Genomic DNA, 18,618 nt, shown 5'->3' on the forward strand with positions numbered 1-18,618 from the left:
CGACGGCAGCGGTCATGTGTTTGAGGAAGACCTTTCCTGCATAGCGATCGGCAACGTCATTGAAGCGAAAGCGCTTGGCATAGCTGGGCTTGCTATCAACGGCAAGCATCACTAGAGCGTTTTGTTTTCGCGCTTGCCAGCGCGATTGCAGCCAGATCCCCGTGATTGGTGCGCGGCCTTTGGGCCGAACGGTGCCCCAGATATAGCGAACCTTGCTTGCGCCTGTTGCGCGGCTGCCGCCCGCTGCGGTGTACGCATTGATGTCGCTCAGCATCTTGCTTGCTTGCGCGCCGGAGACGTTACCGAACCGATCCAACTTCAGCGTGCGGCTTGGCACCAGGTACTGGCCGGGGCCAAGCAGCCCCTTGCGGCGCAGTTGTCGCTCCATGCCTTTAGGCCGGCGCGTCGAATCAAAGCCAGGAATATGCGGAGTCAGCGTGTTGACGATCGCTTCGCCATCTTTGCCAAACACGTCTTTGATGGCGATAAGCGCTTGCGGCCGCTCCTTCGTCGCCTTCTCCTTGAGAAAGAAGGCGCTTTTTACTCTTGGCGTTGGCCGATCAAAGACGCTTTGGGTCTCTCGTTCAAGCCGCTTGATGACATCACGCGCGGTGTCGTTCGTCGCATTGCGCAAAGCCGTTGGCAACTCATTTGTGCGCAGCAGGGATAGTGCTTGGCTGACTTCGCTTAGTCCTTCCAGTCTGACGCTTGCTCTCATGTTCTGATGCTCATTGGATGTCGACCTCGACGCGGGCTTCGGCGAGCAGATCCCAGGCGGCGTGGATGGAGTCGCCCCAGCGCTCCCAGTGATCGGCGCGGCCACGCGGCGCGACGACGCGCTTGATGCCGGCTTGGATGATCTGCAGGGCGCAGGCCTGGCAGGGGGCCATCGGCCAGGTGTAGAGGGTGGCGCCGCGGACGCTGGCGGTGGCGTTGTGGATCGCGTTGAGCTCGGCATGCACGGTGAGCGCGAGCTTGGTCTCGCGGTCGAGCAGGCGGGTGTCGTCGGCGATGCCGCGCGGGAATCCGTTGTACCCAACGCTGATCACGCGGCGCTCCAGGGCGATGACGGCGCCGACATCGGTGCTCGGGTCTTTGGACCAGCCGGCGATGTGCCTGGCGAGGCCAAGGAATCGGCGGTCCCAGTGGGCACTCATGGGCTCGGAATCTCCCATTCGCAGCTAAAGGTGAGGATGGCTGGCGGGGTCATGATCTCGGTGTGCTCGCTGTCGATTGAGGCGAGACGGCGGAGGCAGCGCTCGCAGCCTTCGCGCCAGGCGATGCCGCCGGGGAGCTCGGGATCTTCAGCGCCGACGCCTGGGCAGCGGGCGATGTCGGCGGGTAGGCGTGGCGTGCGGTAGTTGGCTGGGTCTTCGGTCATGACTTGCGCCTCGCTTTCTGTTTGCTGCCGGTCGGGGGTGGAAGGGCGCCTTGGTGTTCTTGCGTTGGGATGGGCGGTTTGGCCTGGTGCTTGATGCAGCCGATCTGGTGCGGGTAGGTGCCGCGCTCGCAGAATGGGGCGTAGCCCGGGCGAATGATCCAGGCGCTGCAGCCGCTGCATTGTGCGTTTGCTTGGCTCATGCGGCATTTCCCAGTACAAGCTCGGATTGCGTCGGCTGTGATCCCTTAATGGCCGCAACGACCTCTGCAAGTTGCTCTCCCCTTGGATCTCGGCTGATGCCGCTTCCATCAATACTGTCAGCAATGCCCATCCATTCGTGGACACGGCGAGCCGTATTAACGCGGCCCACATGCACCCACTTGCCGAGCATTCGTGCGCATCGTGCCGCAGCGAATGCCTCAGGTGCCGCCTTAAAAGAGTCCGTGCCTCCAATGAATACCGCGTCGATCTTGTCCCACGGGATCGAGACATCACCAATCCCATTTTGCAAAACCAGCGCCCTTGGTAGGCCGTTAGTCGCTGACTCGAAATAGCTGAAAAGGTCAAGCGTCCGGCGAGCGCTTCCAACAACATCAGGCAGGCACACGAAAACCGGGCGGGCTTGCTCGGCTTGATCCAGCATTCGCCACCAGTACGAGGGCAGATCACCGCTAAAGCAGCCGTTGTCTAGGCCATAAGGAAAGACGCCATCGATCTTGTACTTGATGAGCGGTGTTCTGAGCTGCCAGAACTCAAAATCATGCTCAGCCCGTCGATCACGAATGGCTGTCGGAGATAGATCAAGCATGATTTCCATGCGATTACCCGACGCCGCGCGAGGCGCCCACGGGAACAGTGATTTGTCTTTTGTTATGCGCATCATGCGGCATCATCCATAAACTGCAGGTTTGGCACTGTGGGTTGGCTGGGCTCAAAACGGGATGTCGTCGTCAAAGTCCGGCGGGCCAGACGGGGCTTGCGCGGCCATGTGCGCGGCGGCTTGGGCTTGGCTGGGGGCAGCGCTGGACGCGGGTCGGGTTTGGGTGCCGACGCGGCCTTGGCCGCTGTCGGTCGCGGGGCGGCTGTCAAGCATCTGCATGGTCGCCTTTGGGCCGGACAGCACAACCTCAGTGGTGTAGCGATCTTGGCCGTTCTGGTCTTGCCATTTGCGCGTGCGCAGTTGCCCCTCGAGATACACCTTGGAGCCTTTGAGTAGGTACTGGCTGGCGATCTCGGCGGGCTTGCCAAAGATGCTGACGCGGTGCCATTCGGTGCGCTCGACCGGGTCGCCGGTGGTCTTGTCGCGCCACTTCTCGCTGGTGGCGAGGCGAAGGTTGGTGACCGCGGTGCCATCGGGCAGATAGCGGGTTTCGGGATCGGCGCCAAGATGGCCAATGAGGGTGACTTTGTTGAGGCCTGCCATGAGAGGTCCTGTGGCTGCGGGTGTGCGGTGGGTGTTGTGCGGGTTAGATGAGCCCGCCGACCATGGTTTGAGCGGCCTGTTGGCGTCGGGCGACGCGCAGCAGGATCAGGTAGCCGAGCAGGTCAAGCTCCGTGTCTTCGCGGTCATCCGGGTGTTGGTGGCGTAGGCGGCTGAGCTTGTCGTCGATGCGCACCTTGATCTGCTCGATCGGGTCGGCGCTGCTGAACAGACGGGTAGGCTCGAGCGCGCTGTTGCCATAGCGTTCGTTCTTCTCGAGCAGCAGTTCGCAGAGGCTGTCGCATTCATCGGCGATGAGGGCCGGGACGCTGCCGATGTTGTGGTTGTGGTGGATGGTCATGCGGGCGCTCCAGTCAGCGGTTGGTTGCGGAAGTACAGGCGCTCCCGATGCTCGGCTTGCTTGCCGGCGTTGAAGGCGCTGACGGGCCGGTGATAGCCCATCACGCGCGTCCAGCACTCACAGCGGGTGCGCTCGTGCGGTTGCAGGGTGATGGTGGGTTGGGGTTGGGTGGTCATGGCGTTGGCTCCTGTGGGCTGACCATTTTGCTGGTGTCAGGCAAATGGTCGGGTGAGTGGGTGGCCGCTTCGCAGGCGACCTTGGCCTCGGCAGCCGTCTCGAAGGCGCCGAGCAGTTCGCGGGCTTGTGGAATCCGCTCCCCAAGGGCGTAGCGGATCGGGGGTTGTTGGCCGCTCCAGTGCTTAGCGCTGCCGTTGCTCCAGGCGCGATAGGACCAGCCTGCCGCGCGATCTGGGCCATAGGCGAGGTAACGGTAGGCGAGCGCCCCAGCGGCGCCCTGACGGCCGCATTTGGCGATGCGGGCGCCAGTCTCGGTGTGCTGTAGGCAGTGGGGGCTGATCTGTTGCCATGGCATCAGGAAACCGCTCACGGCCACACAGCAAGGCCAAAGCCAACCCCAACCGCAAAGCCAAGACAGACCCAAGTCCACAGCGGCAGCGGCAGCGGTTGCTGCAGCCGAAAGGGTGACGATGGTGATGATGATGACGATGATTACCCTCCTACTCTTTTATTAGCTTCTCGGAGAGCTGACACTTTCCCGTGTAGGATCAAAATATCGTCACCATCGTCACCATCGTCACCCTTGCCCCGTCGGAGGCGGCTCAGCGCTTGGATCATCGTCACCGATCCTCCATCCGTTCGACGCGCCACCGCACGCCGCGCTTGCCCTTGCCCGCGTTCACCACGCGCATGCCGTCGATGATGCGCCCGCTCCATTGCCGCAGCCGATAGCCCAGCTCCTTTGGACCCCACCGCCCCAGTTGTCCCATCACCGTCACGGCCGCATCGGCGAGCTCGGGATGCGTTGGGCCGTAGCCATCCCCCAGGGGTTGGGTGCGCGCGGCAATGCGCTCAAAAAGCTCAGCAGCCGTGGTTTCGCGTAGATCGGGCTGCGCGTACCAGGCGCGCAGCATGTCGGTCATGCCAGAGAATTCGTGATCCTGCTCCCGCAGCCCTTGCGCGGCAGCGAGGGGGTCTGGCCAGCCAGCCCAGATCAGCGGGCGGCGGATCATGCGATCCCAGGCCTCGAAGCTGCCGAAGGGTGGCGCATCCAGCTTTGGCGCGCCGGCGTCGAGATACGCCTTGCTGAGCGTTAGCGCGGCATGGATACCCGCACTGCGATGGGCCAGCAGATGCACGATGGCATCACGCTCAAACTGCCTCAGCTCCGGGCGCTCGCAGCCAGCATCGAGATTGCAGAGCAGGGTGCGGCGGGTAAGATCGCCCAACAGGGTCAGGTTGTTGCCGGTCATCAGCAGGGTGATGTTGGTAGGCGCTTCCACGATGCGGCTTTGGGCTAGCACGCGGATGGACTTATGCGCTTGCGTGGTCACTTGGCAAAGCACGTCGCTCTTAACGGCGCGGTCGATGTTGTCGAACACGGTCAACGCATCGCCTTTTAGGAGCAGGCTATCGATGCGCTTCTCCAGCTCCTCGGTGTCTTTGCCGATAGCCGCCACGGGGGCAGTGCGACCGGTGGCGAGCACCGAGATGCAATCGGCGAGCAGGCTTTTGCCGGTGCCAGGGGTACTGGCACTGATCGCCCCGAGCGGTGCAGAGGGTAAGACGCGACGCAACAACGCCGTCATCGCCATTGCCAACAGCGCGGAGGCGTCGGCCTCGGTGGCAAAAGGGAAGGTGTTGAACAGCTCAAACAGGGTCTGCGCGGCCTGTGTGGCATCGGCCGCCCCGCGCGGCTTGACGGGCGCAATCTTGGGCGGTGCCGAGAGAAACAACCCGGACTCAGCATCAAAGCCGGGGGCTTCCACAACGCGCCCATCAGGGGTCAGGGTGGGGGAATCGCAAAAGCCAAGCAGATGATCAAACGGCCATTCGCCTGCCCGCGCCAACAGGGTTTTAGCCACGCGGGTGGGGGCATCGGTCTTGCGCCATTCATCGCCACGCTTGTCGTACTTCTCCCAGCGGATGGCGCGGGTCATAGTGTCGACCAGCCACTCGGGTGAGATGTCGATCAGCACGCCCGCCCCGGTGGGCCGGGTGATGCCGACGCTGACGCCTTCCCAACGGCCGACGCGCACCAGGCGGTTACCGTGCTGATAGATGTCGACGCCGGCCTCGAGCAGATAGGCGCCGGCGGCATCGGTGTTCTCTGGCAAGCGCCCGGATTCGATCTGAATACTGGGGCGGGGGTCGTGATCCGTACCACCGACCACGCGCAGATCCGGCTTGCCTGGTGCCGATGGGTCCCGCCCCTCTGCGCGGGCGCGGGATTGGCGTTTCGCTTCATAGGCGGGTGAGAGGCCCGGCGGCTTGCTGGCCGCGCTCTTGGCGCTGGCCGTCACCTCTTCAGCCGACAGCGGGGGCTGACAGCGGGCGGTGTTTTCCGCCAGCAGCGCGGCGATGATGGCCGCCTCCCCGAGCCCTTTGGCGCGCAATGAGCAGCCGAGCCGGTAGAGGAAATCGTTTCGGCCACCTTCCTGAATCGCCCCGGTGGCGCTGGGCTGCGCGGCATTGAGGCTGGGCTGCACCTCCGGGTCATGCGCGACCAGGCCCAACAACCAGGGCGGCGCATCGGCCAGGGCGGCGCCTTCATCGGGGTCGGAACTGCCCTCCCAGCCGTACTCGGTGCCGTCGAGCATTCTGGAGCCAGCCAGGATCACATAGCCGCCATCGCCGCGAATGTCGACATCGGGCGTGATCAGCTGCCCATTGGGCGCGCGCTCGAACGGCACCTCGGGGAAGCCATTGGCGCCCCAGGTTTCCGTGCCGAGCCCGAGGCGACCGGCGCGATTGGGCACCAGGCGCCCATCGCGCGGATGCCTAAAGAACAGATGCCGGCCGCCGGTGGCGGTTTGCGACTCGATGGTGTCTGGCAGGGGGCCAAAGGTGGCGAGGATCTGCTCCAGCGTCTGCTCGCCGACCTTGCCGCTTTTCACGTCGACATCAACCACAAAAACGCCGGTTTTGGCCCCGGTCGGCATGCCAACGATGCTGTCTGGATACGTCGCCCACCAGGCGCGGATCTTGGCCTGATCCGTGGTCGCGTCTTTGAAGCCTTGGCCGCCGGCTTGCTTGGGGATCGCCGGGCGCTTAGAGCGCGGGCAGCAGGGAAAGACGCGCCGGCCGCGCTCGGCATGGGCCAGCGCCACCGTGAGGTTGTGGGGTTGCGGTGGCATCTGATCAGGGTGTCGGGCGCTCATCATGAGGTTAAGCCGCGCTTGCGATCGGCGAGCTGCGGCGCACCACGGCCCAGTCCTCCGGGCTGAGGTGATCGGCGGCGAGGTCGAGCAGGCGAATGCCGGTGCCGAAGCGCGGTTCGTTCACATCCCCGCGCCAGAGGCGGGCGATGTGGCGTTCGTCGGAGCCGACGGCGCGGCCGATGCGCGTGGCGGTGAGGCCGGATCGGCGACGCAGTAGGAGCAAGAGGGTGCTCCAGTCGATCACGGGGGGCGTCATGCGTGGAGCTCCTGTCGGTAGCGGGGAATCGCTGAGCCAGGCTTCTGGCTTGGGCGCAAGGCCCGCAGCGTGCCCATGCTTAGCCCTCTTCATCCCTATCGAAATCTGTCGCCTTGGACGACTCTTTAGCTAAGCGCTCGCGGATGAGCTGGCGGACAAAGCCGCTCATGGTGCGGTCGTCAGCATCGGCAAGGTGGCGCACGGCGAGCCATTCAGAGGCGCGCAGCCGCAGCTTCAATTCGTGGTCGATCGGTTCACGCATGGGTAGTCACCAAACAAAGACGCCCGGCCCAGCCTGCAACAGCTGAGACGGGCGACAAGGCCGCGGCTAGGCGGCGTTCGGAGGAAAGCGGGGTCATGCGGCGGTTTCGCCTGAAGGCGCTGGACCAAACACGTCTGGCCGCAGTTCGTAGACCGTGACAGCGCCATTGGTCAGGCGCTCGATCTCTCGGCAATGCTCTGCCGGCACCCTGTAACGCCCTGTTCTCCAGTGCGAAACAGCTTGCTTTGAAACGCCTAGCGCCTTGGCTAGCTCGGTGCCGTTGACGCTTTCAAGTGCGGGGATCGTTTTCATGATCCCTAGAGTCTAGGATAACGATACGGAGACCGCAAGCATGTTGTATAGTTTTCCGAGACGGAACGCGCTGCAGATGCCGCATACTTCAGGTATGAGCACACCCAATGTCCCCTGGTACATCAAGGCGCGCCGTCGAGCCACGGAGTTGGACCTGTCTTATCAGGCGATGGCGGATCGGCTTGGTGTTAAGAAGCCGACGGTCGGCCACTGGATGATTGGCCGGCATTATCCATCGCTGCCGATGTTGGAGAAAATTGCTGCGATGTTAGAGACTTCTTCTGCCGAGCTGATCTCTGAGGATAGCCATTTCATACGCAACGAGATCGAGATGGACGCTGTAAAGGTATTGCGAGAGACGCCAGCCGAATATCAGGCGCAAGCGGTCGCCATGCTTCGAGCATTCAAGAACAGCATCCCATCCGCCACTGACGACTAGCAGCGAGGAAATGCTAGACGATGTGCTTGACGCATCGTCTAGCATAACTATACTCTAGGCGTATCGTTTAACGATACGACGCAAGCCAGCTAAATCGGCCGGCCGCAACTGGAGCTATCGCATGCACCCCGACCCTTTCATCTCAGCCTTCTTGACGTTGACCGCCTTGCTGGCTCCCAGCTTCGCAGTCTTTGCAGTCGTGGCCATCGGCGAGCCGATCTTGGCCGCCCTTCAGCGGCGGAGGGATGCGCGATGAAGACGGCCGAGCGGCTACAGACGCTGGCGAAGGGGGAATGATGGACTATCAGACTTACCGTGCATTCCTTGCGCGAAAGAGCCAGGAGGGAGCGGATCATGGCTTCGAGCCGCTTTGGATGCCGGACTCGATGTTCGACTTCCAGGCGGATCTCACGACATGGGCGATCCGCAAAGGTCGCGCCATGCTGAATGAAGACACGGGGCTAGGGAAGTCGCTTCAGGAGTTGGTTTGGGCGCGTAACGTGGTTATGCAGACCGGGAAGCCAGTGCTGATCCTGACCCCGCTGGCAGTAGCCCGTCAAATGGTGAGTGAGGCGCAAAAGTTTGACATCGAGGCTTATCTTGCCAGAGACGGCATCGCCAGCCGCGGGATCAATGTGACGAATTATGAGCGCTTGCACTTGTTTGACTGGAGGGACTTTGGCGGGGTCGTGTGCGATGAAAGCTCTATCCTGAAAAGCTACGCGGGGCAGCGGCGCAAAGAGATTACCCGCTTCATGGCCAAGGTTCCGTATCGGTTGCTGGCCACGGCCACGGCGGCGCCGAATGATTGGGTGGAGCTTGGTACCAGCTCTGAGGCGCTTGGTGAATTGACGCATACCGAGATGCTGAAGCGGTTTTTTGCTCAGAAGGATGATAAGGGGCAGAAGCTCGAGCAGCGCAGGCAGGACGAAGCTGAGCGGTTGATTGCGCATGATCCAAGCTATTACCAGAAACTTTCTTACCGGGTCAGTCAAAGCATTGGGCAATGGCGGCTGAAGCATCATGCCGTTGATGGGTTCTGGCGGTGGGTTGCCTCTTGGGCTCGGGCCTGTCGCTTGCCGTCTGATCTGGGCTATGAGGATGGCGATTATATCTTGCCGCCCCTGAATGAGCAGGATCATGTCATCGCCAGCGCAACCCCTCCCGATGGCTTCCTGTTCACCATGCCAGCATTTGGCTTTCAGGAAGAGCGCGAAGAGCGACGCCGAACCCTGAGCGAGCGCTGCGAGTATGCCGCTCAGCTCGTCGACCACGACCGCCCGGCGGTGATCTGGTGCCAGATGAACGCTGAGGGTGATCTGCTCGAGTCACTGATCCCTGATGCCGCTCAGATCGCTGGTCGTACTCCAGATGAGCGCAAGATTGAGCTCTACGATGCGTTCGCCGCTGGCGAACAACGCGTGATCATCATCAAGCCTAAGATCGGCGCGTGGGGGTTGAACTGGCAGCACTGCAATCATGTAGTGACCTTTGCCACGCATTCATTCGAGCAGTATTACCAATCCGCGCGGCGCTGTTGGCGTTACGGACAGACCAAGCCTGTGCAGCTTGATGTGATCGCCACCGAAGGCGAGGCCCGCGTGCTGGCGAATATGCGCGCGAAGGGGCAACGCGCCGAGCAGATGTTCAAGCGCATGGTCGAGGCAATGCACTCGGCTGAGCGCATTGCGCCGAGTAACCTTTATACCCAGCCTGTGGAGGTTCCGGAATGGCTGTAAAGACCCACCTGATTACTGATCAGTTTGCCATCTACAACGGCGACTGCATCGAGGTCATGGGAAGTTTGCCTGATGGCGCCGCTGATCTTTCTGTGTATTCCCCGCCGTTTGCTGGACTGTATCAGTACAGCAGCGACGACCGGGACCTTTCTAACGCAATCGACTTTGATGAGTTTTTTGCGCATTACGGCTTTGTGATTGATCAGCTTTCGCGCCTGACCAAGCCTGGGCGAATTAGCGCGGTGCATTGCATGGATATTCCGCTGAGCAATTCAGGTTGTGATGCCATGTTCGACTTACCAGGGCGGATCATTCTTGAGCACGAGCGGAGAGGGTTTACCTATGGCGGACGCTTCGTGATCTGGAAAGAGCCGCTGATGGTGCGCAACCGCACAATGATGAAGAGCCTACATCACAAAACACTCTGCGAGGACTCGACTCGGGTCAGCATCGCCAACGCAGACTATCTGATGATGTTCCGTCGCAAAGGCGCAAACACCATCCCAGTGACCCATGAGACGGGCTTGGATCGCTACGCTGGCGAACGACAGCCGCAGGCAAGCCTGCACCATTTGCGCGGCATGGTTGGAGATCAGAAGCAAAACCAGTTTAGCCAATACATCTGGCGGCAGTACGCGAGCAGTGTTTGGGATGACATCCGCATTGATCGCGTCTTGCCATACCGTGAGGCCAAGGAAGGCGAAGACGAAAAGCACGTTCATCCGCTTCAGCTTGACGTGATCGAGCGAGCGGTGACGCTTTGGTCTAACCCTGGTGAAACGGTCGTTACCCCGTTTATGGGCGTTGGTAGCGAGGTCTACGGAGCTGTTCAACTTGGGCGCAAAGCAATCGGCGCGGAGCTGAAGACGGCTTATTACCAACAGGCGGTGCTTAATCTTCAGTCGCTCGACGCGCCTAGTGCGGTCGATGCAAGCCAATGCGACCTATTTGGGTCGATGGATGATGCCGCATGAACGGCCCCATCGCTTTTGGCGCCACCGCACTACTGGTCTTTTCCCGCGCGTTACAGCAGCAGAACGTGGTCGGTGGTCATTACGTGGCCGCTGCGCTGACGCCGATGTTAATTGCGGCCGGGGAGATTGCGGTTGTGGGGGCCATCGTGATCAGCGGCTGGGCAGCTTGGCCTTGGATCAGCGCTGGCGGTGGCGTTGGCGCCGTGGGCGCGATGTGGCTGCATCGCATCTGGTTTCGTCGTCATGCGCCAGTGCGCTGACAATACCTGTGCGGCAATCGGCCGCATTAAAGATCGGAGGAAAAACCATGAATCCCGAAATCTTAGCTCTGCTGTACATCGCCGCCGTTATTGGCGCGCTCATCATTGCCATCTTGTGGTTTTTGATGCCGCTGGCGGTGTTTGGGATCAAGCGGCGATTGGATGAGTTGTTGCGCCTTGAGCGCCTGCAGCTTGAGAACTTGCGGTTGCTGCGGCAGCACTTGGTGGATGAGGCAACGCCAAATGAGCCGCCGAACCAACTTCCTTTTGACTAACCACTGACATCTCCTGACGCCAAGGAAGGCAAGGTATCGCGGGCCTAGTGCCGAAACGCCCGCAGTCGGCGCCCTGCCAGCCCCTCGCCATCGATGCTTCGGGCAGGGTGAGCCGGCATTCATTCACGCAGCCAGAGGGCCAGAGGATGCCACGTGAGTATTTAACGCGACCGACGGCATGGGTGGTGACGCCCGCGAATAATCCGCGAATTTACAGCGAACACGCCTATTCGGTTGAGCTGGACGACGAGGGCGGCGGTGAGTTTGTTTTGCTCGCTGACTTTTCGGGATCCAGGCCGGATAAGACGGCGATTGATGACGCGGCTTGGCCGGCGCTGCTACTGGCGATCCAACAGGCGTTTGACCAGATCAAGCGCCATGAAATGCTCCAATCCGAACAGGAGACGACTGATGAGCTCTATTGATATCGGCGCTCAGGTGCGTCTAAACGCGCCGATGATTGATGCGCACGGCGCGACGGCGACCGTGGTCCAGGTTCAGCGCGACCTTTATGGGCTGCCCGTCACGGCAAAGGTGCAGATTGATGGCAGCGGTGAGACGAGGTGGCTGCACCGCCTCTCACTGGTGCCGATCGTCCATCCGCTGGAGGCGTGCGAATGAACATGGGCAATCTAAAGGCCGTATTTGAGCGATTGGAGCAACGCCGCGCTTTTCTGCAAGCGCAGCGCGAAGCGGCGTCGAATCAGCCGTATCTGCTCGAGCTGCCGCGCGGGTTTCGCCTGCACGAGCTCGCCGACATGGCGACGCGAACGGGCCATAAGCTGGTGCCCGTTGGCGAGGGCCGGCGGTTGCGGTTGGTGCCGATTCAGACCGAGGTGCCGTGGATGGGCGATCAGCCAAGCGGAGGGCGCTCATGCTAGCAGCGAGTGCTGAACAACTGGAGCGCTTGATCAGCACGGCGCAAGCACTGGAGCGCCACGCGCGGGAAGCAGCCGATGAGCTGATTGACATGGATGATGGCCAAGTGGTCGCGGTCTATGGTGATGTGATCGAAGACATCGAGGCGGATATTGCCGCGTTCAATCAGGTTCGGCTTGAGATCGAGGGTGTGCAAGGGTCCATGTCGATCAATCCACAACGCCAGGAGGTGGCCCAATGAACGCACCAGACCGAAAGGCGCTGGCCGATCAGCTAGCGCGCCGAATTGCCGAGCGGGATACCGACACCGCCGAGGCGTTGATTGAGTCAGCGATTGAAGAACGGCCGGTATTTCCGCGCGAGTTCCCGCCCGGGTTTGAGCCCGACCTGGTCGAGTTTGCGGCCGAGCAACGGCAGCGCGGGGCCATCATCCAGGATGGCCAGCGCCTCGCTCGCGAGCTGCACGGATTAAGCCAGATGCTGATCGATGGCGACTGGACCCGTCTGCAGATGCAGCGCGAGCACCTGGCCACGGTCACCGCCGAAAGCGCGGCGGCGCTGCGGGAGTTCGGGGCATGAGCCACGATGCCCAACATCGGAAGCCGCAGCCATTGTCTTGGCTGACGGAGCTTGTGCAGGCGCGCCTGCGGGCGCTCGATTATCACTACCCCGGCGACTTGCTGGCGTGCGCCGAGTGCGGGCCGCTGAGCGTGCTGCGCATCAGAATGGATCTGATCGATAACGATTGGGATGTGGGCTGCGATCGCTGCGGGCATCGCAATACGCGGACGTATTCAGACCCCATCCGCGCGATCTTGATCTGGAACGCTAACCAGCGCGAGCGGAGCCATTTGCCCCGCAAGAAAGATTAACTGATGAAGACAGTGGACAGCGCATGAAAAACAACATCGAAAGCCTCAATAATCATTTGTTCAGCTTGCTTGAGCAGGTGACCGAAGACACGGATCACAATGGCAAGCCCCTCGACCATGATGTGATTAAGCAACGCATCGCGCGCGTGGGTGCGGGAACGGCCGTTGCCAGGGAGATCATCAACGTGCAGCGCCTGGCCCTGGATGCGGCCAAGCCAGGCTTGGAAGGATGAAGAAGTGGCGTTGCTGAGAGCGCAAGCGCATCGCAGCAACGTGGAGCTTGCTCGCATGATTAACAGACCAAGCGCTGAGATTAGCCGGGCGCGCAAGCGTTTTGGTATTCAGCGACTGCGGTAACGAACCCGGCAGCCGGTGCATCTTTCCCTTATGGGTTTGGATGGGATACCGCCGAGCTGCCGCCTAATTGGAGATGAGCCGATGAATTACATCAACAGGATTAAAGCGATGATGACCATCGCATGGTTCATGCACGGTCGCAAAAATATAAGAGACTACGGAGCCATCGTTGATGCCCATTTTCGGGCCATGATCAGAAAATGCCGGGAGTGTGGGGAATGATCTCAAATCTGGTCGAACTCGGCCTTGCAGTGCTGCTTTTCAGCGCTTCTTTCCTGATCATCGTGATCGGGGCCATATTCGCCAGGCTGCTGTGGGGTGACGAATGAGCTTTGCTGCGGGGTTTATCGCCGGCATGTATGTCGGCGTTTCGGTAACAGCGGCGTTTGTTCTGTGGCTAACTGTCGTCTGCCATCGGGGGGCAAAATGACCGACTACCTCAGCTCGGAGCAAGCCGGCGAGCTGCTGGGCTGTAGCCCGAGCCAGATCAGCGAACTGGTACGGGCTCGGCGCTTGCGGGCGGCGAAGATCGGGCGCGGGTATCGGTTTCGGCGCGAATGGTTGGATCGCTTCCTTGAGGCTGAGGCCGATCGATACGATGCCGAGCTTCAGGCCGCTGATGCACAGCCGGTGCAGGCGAAGCGGGGGCCGAGGCGAGAGTTGCCGGATCTTGTAAAGTACGGATAACGACCAAGCTAAGGCGCCCGCGCTACCGCCAACCCCGCGGGCGAGCTACGACGTTTCAGCGCGGGTCGGCTTGAGTGACTGGTTAAACGATTATTTGAGGCAATCATGAACGCAACGATTACGAAAAACGATTTACGCAAAATGCTCTCGGATACTGCGTTTGCGCAGGACATAGAAGCACTGACGCCAAACGACGATAGCAAGCCTACGACCCCTGACGGATTCCCGGCAGATTTCAAGGAGGCTCTGTTTTTCAGCGGTCCCTGCGCGATTCCCCTAAATGGCGACGAAGGCTGGAAATGGTACGCCGTTCTTGATGGATCGCCCTTGCTTTGCAAAGGGACATGGGGACCAGAATCCAGGTTCGATTCATTTGAGTCTGCGCTTGATTTTGCAAGAGAATTTGCAGAGCACAAGCGCATTTCAGCCTAACGACCAAGCTAAGGCGCGCCAAACCGCGCAGCCACGAGACTAGAACTTACAACCCAAAGCTCAATGCGCGGTTTGGCGTCGGCTTGAGCGGCTTGTTAGGCTTTTTTGATTAGAAGGTAAAAGGTAAACCATGAGCAATATAAGCATTAATTGCGACTCTAGCCCGTTTTCAGCGTTCTTAAGTCTATTTAAGAGCGCGCTTCAAATCAGCCAGCGATCTTTCAACTTTAGCGATCTCAGTTTTGAACTGATTCGTGTCGAGAATGATTGTTGCCCCGCATCCGCAAGTCAGTTGACGGTGAGACTTTATCCATCCGATGCTTTTCTTGATTTTGCGGCAACAATTTTCGCAGGGGATTTCAATCTCGGTGGTGTCGAAAATTCCGCTCATTGATTGATTTCCTGTTTTAGCCTAACAGGTAACTAGGCAGAATCACCACAGCCGATCCGCCAGATCAGACCCCCTCAGATTCGCATAGCGCCTTAGCATCGCCAACGAGCGATGCCCCGTGATGCGGCTGATCTGGAGATCACTCAGCGTCGTGCGCTCATACAGCCTGCACGTCGCTTCATGCCGCAGATCATGCCAGCGCACATCAGGACACCCCGCGTGCTCAAAGACGCGGCTCCAGATATGGCTTAGACGGGCCGTCGTCTTGCGCCGGTTCCCATCGAAAAACGGCAGCAGCAGCCCGCACCGATCAACCCCAATCCAATCACCCAGCGCAACAAGCGCGACGCTCGATAACGGCACCTGCCGCTTGTCGCCATTCTTTGTCCGGTCGAGATAGATCGTCCGGCCGCCGAGGTCGACCTGCTTGCTCTCCAGGGTGTAGATCTCGCTAAGCCGCATCGCGGTTTCAAGCGCAAGCTCAAACAGCAGCAGGTGGGCTTCCCGATGCTCCAGGCGAAGCGCTCGCTGCTTTCCTTCTGGCACATAGCCGCCCGCAAGCACCCGCCGAACCGCGGCCTCCTCCTCGGCCGAGAGTCGGCGATCTCGCTCTTGGTCCTGCCGTTCGCCATCGCCATAGCCGGCATAGCCGCGCGGGAGCAGGCGGAGCGGATTGCTGATCAGATGCTCGCGTCGCACCGCCCAATCCAGGCACCTGGCGAGCGCACCGGTGCGGTGTCGAATCGTGCTGGGCGCCAACTGGGCCGCCTGATCAGCCGCCACACGCCCTAGCGCCCAATCGTAATCCAGGCCTGTGGCGGGCACATCGGGCAGCCGATCTTCGATCAGCCAGCGCTCGAGGATGCGCCGATCATCCGCCGATGCGCGGATCTCGCCCAGATACCCGCGGATAATCCCAAGCAGCGTCGCCGCCGGCGCTGACGGGCGGACCAGCTCCTGCGGCACGATGCCGCGATCGAGTAGCCCCTCCAGGCGGCGGATGTACGCATCGCCCTCGGTCTCATCGCCAAAGCTCAGATAGATCGGCCGCTCGAGCAATCCCGAGCGACGGATGACGTAATGCCAGGTCCCGCCCCGCTTGCGTTTCGTCGCCACCGCTGCCCCATGTACAAAACGATGTACAAACTATTCACGATCTTATGCGCTCGCGTCCACGGCCTACTGTGCCCGCTGTCGCGTGGCACTGCCACTCGCCTGAGTGTAAGCGATTGAAAGCGAGTGGCGCGGGGTGGCAGCAACGCACAAAAAAGCCCGCGTGATGCGGGCTAAGTGTTTGAAAAGATGAAGGCTGAGGTCGGAATCGAACCGGCGTCCACGGCTTTGCAGGCCGCTGGTTGGCTTTGTGGGTCAGAGGCTTAGGGTGTCTGCCAGTTTTTTTGCCACGCTTTCTTGGGTTGGCTTATGCAGGATAACCTGCGGTGACATCAATGGCGCTGAGTTCGGCCAGCGTCTCTGCGGCGTTGATTTGGGCTTTGATGGCTTGGCTGGCGTCGTGGCAGGCTTGGCCGTGGGCGACGAGGGCGCTTTGCAGGGCGAGCATTCCTGCGGCGTCGAGGGCGAGGACGGTTTCATCGGCACAAAGCCAGTCGACGCTGAAGGGCTGACCGGCGGCGTTGGCGGTCAGCGCGGCCGTTGCGGCGTTGCCGATGCGGGCGATGCTGCGTTCGTCGCTGGCGACGAGGTGGCCGGCGTAGGTGAAGCCGCCGGTTTCGGCGCTGACGCGGGCGGCGTCGCGGGCGTTGTGCTTGCGCGCGCGGGCGGCTTCGACGAGGGTGCTGTAGCGGGTTTGGCTGATCCAGGTGGCGAGCGCGGGGTCGGTGTCGGGCTGCTCTTGGCGCCAGTCGATCGCGGCGGGTTGCGCGGGGGGGAGTTCGCCATCGGGGGCGATGACGATGCGGCGGCCGTCGTAGTCGCCGATTTCGGTCAGCTGGCTGCTCTCGGCGCTGATGAAAGCGGTGATGGTGCCGGTGGGGCCGGGTTGCACTTGGGGGGTGTAGCTGTAGGTTTGCATGGGCTAGCTCCAGGTTTGATTTGCTGCGGTGGGCTGGTCGCCTTGCGCGCTGGGCGGTGATTGAGCTTGGTCAGGGTGAGTTGAGGGGTGTCATGTGGTCATGTGGTCATGTAGGTGTGTTGATATGTGGCATGTTGGCGTGTTGGTACGTTTGCATGTTGGCATGTTATCAATCTGTCATGCCATGTGGGCGAGCAGGGGCGCGAGGGCTGGGCGTTCGCTGGCGATGCGGCGCCGATAGTGGCCGAGGGTGGCGGTGTGTTGGGCGTGGGCCATGAGGGCGTTGAGGCTGTCGATGTGGCCAGCGCGCAGGGCGCGGCTGAAGTGGTAGAGGCTGCGCTTGCGCACGAGGCGATGGCTGGGCCACGCGCGAAAGCCGACGAAGTTGATCCCGTTCTGCACGCGGGCGATGCGATGGCGCGAAAGGTTGAGGCCAAGGGTGTCGCGTAGGTGTTGGCGGATCAGTCCAAGGGTGTCTTTGGCTTGTTGGCGGCTGAGGTTGAACAAGATGCTGTCATCGACATAGCGCACGTAGCGCCGGATCTTGAGCTCGCGCTTGATCCAATGGTCGGTGGGGCTGAGGTAGATCAGGGCGAACAGTTGGCTGAGCAGGTTGCCAATGGGCAGGCCGGCGGGTTCGGGGCGTTCGGCAAAGCGCAGCAGGAGGCTGAGCAGGCGCGGGTCTTTGATCTTTTGCGCGATCAGGTGGCGCAGGTGGCCGCGGTCGATGCTGTAGTAGAAGCGCTGGATGTCGAGCTGCAGGGTGTAGCGTTGTGGGTGTGAGGCGCGTAGGAAGCGCAGCGCCTGGTCGGCGGCTTTGTGAGTGCCTTTGCCGACGCGGCAGCCGTAGCTATCGTGGATGAAGGTGCGGTCGAAGATCGGGTAGATCAGTTCGTAGAGGGCGTGTTGCACGACGCGATCGACAAAGGCCGGGGCGCTGATCTCGCGCGGCTTGGGCTCGTTGACCATGAAGCGGCGATAGGGCTGGATCTGGTAGGTGTCGGCGTGCAGGGCTTGGTGCAGGGCGTGGAGGTTGGCGCCAAGGTCTTGCTCGAACTGCTGCGTGGAGGGCAGGTGGCGTTTTCCGCTGCGGGTGCGCAGATAGGCGCGATAGAGGCTGGCTTCATCGAGCTGCGCGAAGAGGTTGCCGTGGCGCTGGGGGATGGTGGGGCCTTTTGGGTTGGGTGCGGGGCTAGGGTTTGGTGTTCGTAAGGCGGGCGTCAGGTAACTTGATGGCCGCGGGTTGCGCCAAGGGTTGAGCCTGGGGTTTGCCCGCGGGTTTGGCCAGGGGTGGATCGGCGCGCGCGGACGGTCTCGGGTGATACTGGAACGCGCGGCCGTGAGGATTTCGGCAAGATGCCCGGATAGGAAGCTCCCTTTGTCTCCAGTCTTCCTGATGCAGGATGTCAGGTTGAAGGCAGAGTCGGGGACGGCAGCACGAAAGCTGTTGTTCGTGTTGACGTTGGAGCGATGGTTGTTCCAGTTCCGATTGAACACGCCGGCATTGGAGGTGTTGTTCCAATTGCCGCCACCGATCGGGAACACGTTAAGCCCCTACCCGCTTGCAGCCCGAAGGCTGCGAAGCCAACCGCCAATCATGGCGCCTACCTCATTGATGAGGATGGACAAGGCGGTGTAACGGCGCAGCGCTTCTTGTTCGGTATGCGCGCGCTTGCCGTCTTTGTAGTCATAGTAACCCAGCTCGAAGCCGAGGTTGACCAGCATGCGCAGTTGCTCATGCTGCAGGTCAAGCTCATTGAGGGCGGTTTTGTTGTGATAGCGCTTGATGCAGCGGACGATGCCGCCATAGCAGCCGTAAGCGGCTTGGCGGATCTCTTGGCTGAGGGCATAGCGCTCATGATTGGGAAAATGGCGCAGCTGCACGTTCATCAGTTTGATGAGTTCGCGCATCTTGTGCAGCAGTTCGGCGTTGGGGGTATTGATGTCCATG

33 protein-coding genes are annotated in these 18,618 nt (G+C 61.2%); 15 read left to right on the forward strand and 18 right to left on the reverse strand.

Features of this window, described 5'->3' with window-relative positions:
• The 13 genes from VBE63_RS18200 to VBE63_RS18260 all read right to left on the reverse strand — a co-directional run.
• Positions 1-634, reverse strand: a 634-nt coding sequence (locus VBE63_RS18200; protein ID WP_323684436.1) for a hypothetical protein, incomplete at its 3' end; no start/stop codon positions are given.
• Positions 635-728: 94 nt separating this feature from the next.
• Positions 729-1,157, reverse strand: a complete 429-nt coding sequence (locus VBE63_RS18205) for a deoxycytidylate deaminase (protein ID WP_323684437.1) — start codon at positions 1,155-1,157, stop codon at positions 729-731.
• Positions 1,154-1,381: a hypothetical protein gene (locus tag VBE63_RS18210; RefSeq protein ID WP_323684438.1), complete on the reverse strand. Its 228-nt coding sequence runs from the start codon at positions 1,379-1,381 to the stop codon at positions 1,154-1,156. Before VBE63_RS18210 ends, VBE63_RS18205 begins: the two co-directional genes overlap by 4 nt.
• Entirely contained in the window at positions 1,378-1,581 is a 204-nt protein-coding gene (locus VBE63_RS18215) for a hypothetical protein (RefSeq protein ID WP_323684439.1), read from the reverse strand. The genes VBE63_RS18210 and VBE63_RS18215 overlap by 4 nt, the downstream gene beginning before the upstream one ends.
• Positions 1,578-2,264 carry a hypothetical protein gene (locus VBE63_RS18220; protein ID WP_323684440.1) on the reverse strand — a complete coding sequence of 229 codons (687 nt, stop codon included), beginning with the start codon at positions 2,262-2,264 and terminating at the stop codon, positions 1,578-1,580. Before VBE63_RS18220 ends, VBE63_RS18215 begins: the two co-directional genes overlap by 4 nt.
• A gap of 48 nt (positions 2,265-2,312) precedes the next feature.
• Positions 2,313-2,804 (reverse strand): single-stranded DNA-binding protein, encoded by a 492-nt coding sequence (gene ssb, locus VBE63_RS18225; RefSeq protein ID WP_323684441.1) that lies wholly within the window; start codon positions 2,802-2,804, stop codon positions 2,313-2,315.
• A 43-nt stretch (positions 2,805-2,847) separates the two neighbouring features.
• The gene (locus VBE63_RS18230) at positions 2,848-3,162 is read right to left on the reverse strand and encodes a hypothetical protein (RefSeq protein WP_323684442.1); all 315 of its coding nucleotides are present in this window, start codon (positions 3,160-3,162) and stop codon (positions 2,848-2,850) included.
• Positions 3,159-3,338: an anaerobic ribonucleoside-triphosphate reductase gene (gene nrdD, locus VBE63_RS18235; RefSeq protein WP_323684443.1), complete on the reverse strand. Its 180-nt coding sequence runs from the start codon at positions 3,336-3,338 to the stop codon at positions 3,159-3,161. The genes VBE63_RS18230 and nrdD overlap by 4 nt, the downstream gene beginning before the upstream one ends.
• Positions 3,335-3,694, reverse strand: coding sequence for a hypothetical protein (locus tag VBE63_RS18240; protein WP_323684444.1), 360 nt, complete (start codon positions 3,692-3,694; stop codon positions 3,335-3,337). The genes nrdD and VBE63_RS18240 overlap by 4 nt, the downstream gene beginning before the upstream one ends.
• Positions 3,695-3,959: 265 nt before the next feature.
• Positions 3,960-6,476, reverse strand: a complete 2,517-nt coding sequence (locus tag VBE63_RS18245) for a bifunctional DNA primase/polymerase (protein ID WP_323684445.1) — start codon at positions 6,474-6,476, stop codon at positions 3,960-3,962.
• Between the two features lie 31 nt (positions 6,477-6,507).
• Positions 6,508-6,756: a hypothetical protein gene (locus VBE63_RS18250; RefSeq protein WP_323684446.1), complete on the reverse strand. Its 249-nt coding sequence runs from the start codon at positions 6,754-6,756 to the stop codon at positions 6,508-6,510.
• Between the two features lie 79 nt (positions 6,757-6,835).
• Positions 6,836-7,018: a hypothetical protein gene (locus tag VBE63_RS18255; protein WP_323684447.1), complete on the reverse strand. Its 183-nt coding sequence runs from the start codon at positions 7,016-7,018 to the stop codon at positions 6,836-6,838.
• Positions 7,019-7,111: 93 nt separating this feature from the next.
• Complete coding sequence (locus VBE63_RS18260; RefSeq protein WP_323684448.1) at positions 7,112-7,330, reverse strand: helix-turn-helix domain-containing protein; 219 nt, start codon at positions 7,328-7,330, stop codon at positions 7,112-7,114.
• Positions 7,331-7,424: 94 nt separating this feature from the next.
• On the opposite strand from VBE63_RS18260, the gene VBE63_RS18265 reads away from it, so the two are divergent.
• The 15 genes from VBE63_RS18265 to VBE63_RS18335 all read left to right on the forward strand — a co-directional run bounded on the left by VBE63_RS18265 (position 7,425) and on the right by VBE63_RS18335 (position 14,244).
• Entirely contained in the window at positions 7,425-7,769 is a 345-nt protein-coding gene (locus VBE63_RS18265) for a helix-turn-helix transcriptional regulator (RefSeq protein ID WP_323684449.1), read from the forward strand.
• 245 nt (positions 7,770-8,014) lie between these two features.
• Positions 8,015-9,508 (forward strand): DEAD/DEAH box helicase, encoded by a 1,494-nt coding sequence (locus VBE63_RS18270; RefSeq protein ID WP_323684450.1) that lies wholly within the window; start codon positions 8,015-8,017, stop codon positions 9,506-9,508.
• Positions 9,499-10,482 (forward strand): DNA-methyltransferase, encoded by a 984-nt coding sequence (locus VBE63_RS18275; protein WP_323684451.1) that lies wholly within the window; start codon positions 9,499-9,501, stop codon positions 10,480-10,482. Before VBE63_RS18270 ends, VBE63_RS18275 begins: the two co-directional genes overlap by 10 nt.
• Complete coding sequence (locus tag VBE63_RS18280; protein WP_323684452.1) at positions 10,479-10,742, forward strand: hypothetical protein; 264 nt, start codon at positions 10,479-10,481, stop codon at positions 10,740-10,742. The genes VBE63_RS18275 and VBE63_RS18280 overlap by 4 nt, the downstream gene beginning before the upstream one ends.
• 47 nt (positions 10,743-10,789) lie before the next feature.
• Entirely contained in the window at positions 10,790-11,017 is a 228-nt protein-coding gene (locus VBE63_RS18285; RefSeq protein WP_323684453.1) for a hypothetical protein, read from the forward strand.
• A gap of 182 nt (positions 11,018-11,199) precedes the next feature.
• On the forward strand, positions 11,200-11,442 hold the full coding sequence (locus VBE63_RS18290) for a hypothetical protein (RefSeq protein ID WP_323684454.1): 243 nt from the start codon (positions 11,200-11,202) through the stop codon (positions 11,440-11,442).
• A complete protein-coding gene (locus tag VBE63_RS18295) occupies positions 11,429-11,638 on the forward strand; it encodes a hypothetical protein (RefSeq protein ID WP_323684455.1) in 210 nt (69 codons plus the stop codon). The genes VBE63_RS18290 and VBE63_RS18295 overlap by 14 nt, the downstream gene beginning before the upstream one ends.
• On the forward strand, positions 11,635-11,898 hold the full coding sequence (locus VBE63_RS18300) for a hypothetical protein (protein ID WP_323684456.1): 264 nt from the start codon (positions 11,635-11,637) through the stop codon (positions 11,896-11,898). Before VBE63_RS18295 ends, VBE63_RS18300 begins: the two co-directional genes overlap by 4 nt.
• Positions 11,892-12,137 carry a hypothetical protein gene (locus VBE63_RS18305; RefSeq protein WP_323684457.1) on the forward strand — a complete coding sequence of 82 codons (246 nt, stop codon included), beginning with the start codon at positions 11,892-11,894 and terminating at the stop codon, positions 12,135-12,137. The genes VBE63_RS18300 and VBE63_RS18305 overlap by 7 nt, the downstream gene beginning before the upstream one ends.
• Entirely contained in the window at positions 12,134-12,475 is a 342-nt protein-coding gene (locus VBE63_RS18310; protein WP_323684458.1) for a hypothetical protein, read from the forward strand. The genes VBE63_RS18305 and VBE63_RS18310 overlap by 4 nt, the downstream gene beginning before the upstream one ends.
• Before the next feature lie 53 nt (positions 12,476-12,528).
• Complete coding sequence (locus VBE63_RS18315; RefSeq protein ID WP_323684459.1) at positions 12,529-12,768, forward strand: hypothetical protein; 240 nt, start codon at positions 12,529-12,531, stop codon at positions 12,766-12,768.
• Positions 12,769-12,791: 23 nt separating this feature from the next.
• Positions 12,792-13,001 carry a hypothetical protein gene (locus VBE63_RS18320; protein ID WP_323684460.1) on the forward strand — a complete coding sequence of 70 codons (210 nt, stop codon included), beginning with the start codon at positions 12,792-12,794 and terminating at the stop codon, positions 12,999-13,001.
• 205 nt (positions 13,002-13,206) lie between these two features.
• Positions 13,207-13,347, forward strand: coding sequence for a hypothetical protein (locus VBE63_RS18325; protein ID WP_323684461.1), 141 nt, complete (start codon positions 13,207-13,209; stop codon positions 13,345-13,347).
• 204 nt (positions 13,348-13,551) lie between these two features.
• Positions 13,552-13,812, forward strand: coding sequence for a helix-turn-helix domain-containing protein (locus tag VBE63_RS18330; RefSeq protein ID WP_323684462.1), 261 nt, complete (start codon positions 13,552-13,554; stop codon positions 13,810-13,812).
• Positions 13,813-13,917: 105 nt separating this feature from the next.
• Complete coding sequence (locus VBE63_RS18335; RefSeq protein ID WP_323684463.1) at positions 13,918-14,244, forward strand: hypothetical protein; 327 nt, start codon at positions 13,918-13,920, stop codon at positions 14,242-14,244.
• A 184-nt stretch (positions 14,245-14,428) separates the two neighbouring features.
• Here VBE63_RS18335 and VBE63_RS18340 read toward each other — a convergent pair whose 3' ends face one another.
• The 5 genes from VBE63_RS18340 to VBE63_RS18360 form a co-directional block, all read right to left on the reverse strand.
• On the reverse strand, positions 14,429-14,635 hold the full coding sequence (locus tag VBE63_RS18340) for a hypothetical protein (protein ID WP_323684464.1): 207 nt from the start codon (positions 14,633-14,635) through the stop codon (positions 14,429-14,431).
• 42 nt (positions 14,636-14,677) lie between these two features.
• Complete coding sequence (locus VBE63_RS18345; RefSeq protein ID WP_323684465.1) at positions 14,678-15,751, reverse strand: site-specific integrase; 1,074 nt, start codon at positions 15,749-15,751, stop codon at positions 14,678-14,680.
• A gap of 304 nt (positions 15,752-16,055) precedes the next feature.
• Positions 16,056-16,667 (reverse strand): DUF4376 domain-containing protein, encoded by a 612-nt coding sequence (locus tag VBE63_RS18350; protein WP_323684466.1) that lies wholly within the window; start codon positions 16,665-16,667, stop codon positions 16,056-16,058.
• A gap of 177 nt (positions 16,668-16,844) precedes the next feature.
• Positions 16,845-18,212: a reverse transcriptase domain-containing protein gene (locus VBE63_RS18355; protein WP_323684467.1), complete on the reverse strand. Its 1,368-nt coding sequence runs from the start codon at positions 18,210-18,212 to the stop codon at positions 16,845-16,847.
• 9 nt (positions 18,213-18,221) lie between these two features.
• Positions 18,222-18,618: four helix bundle protein (locus VBE63_RS18360; RefSeq protein ID WP_323684468.1), on the reverse strand; the 397-nt coding region annotated here is incomplete at its 5' end.

Source organism: Lamprobacter sp., assembly GCF_034860625.1.
Lineage (GTDB): Bacteria > Pseudomonadota > Gammaproteobacteria > Chromatiales > Chromatiaceae > Lamprobacter.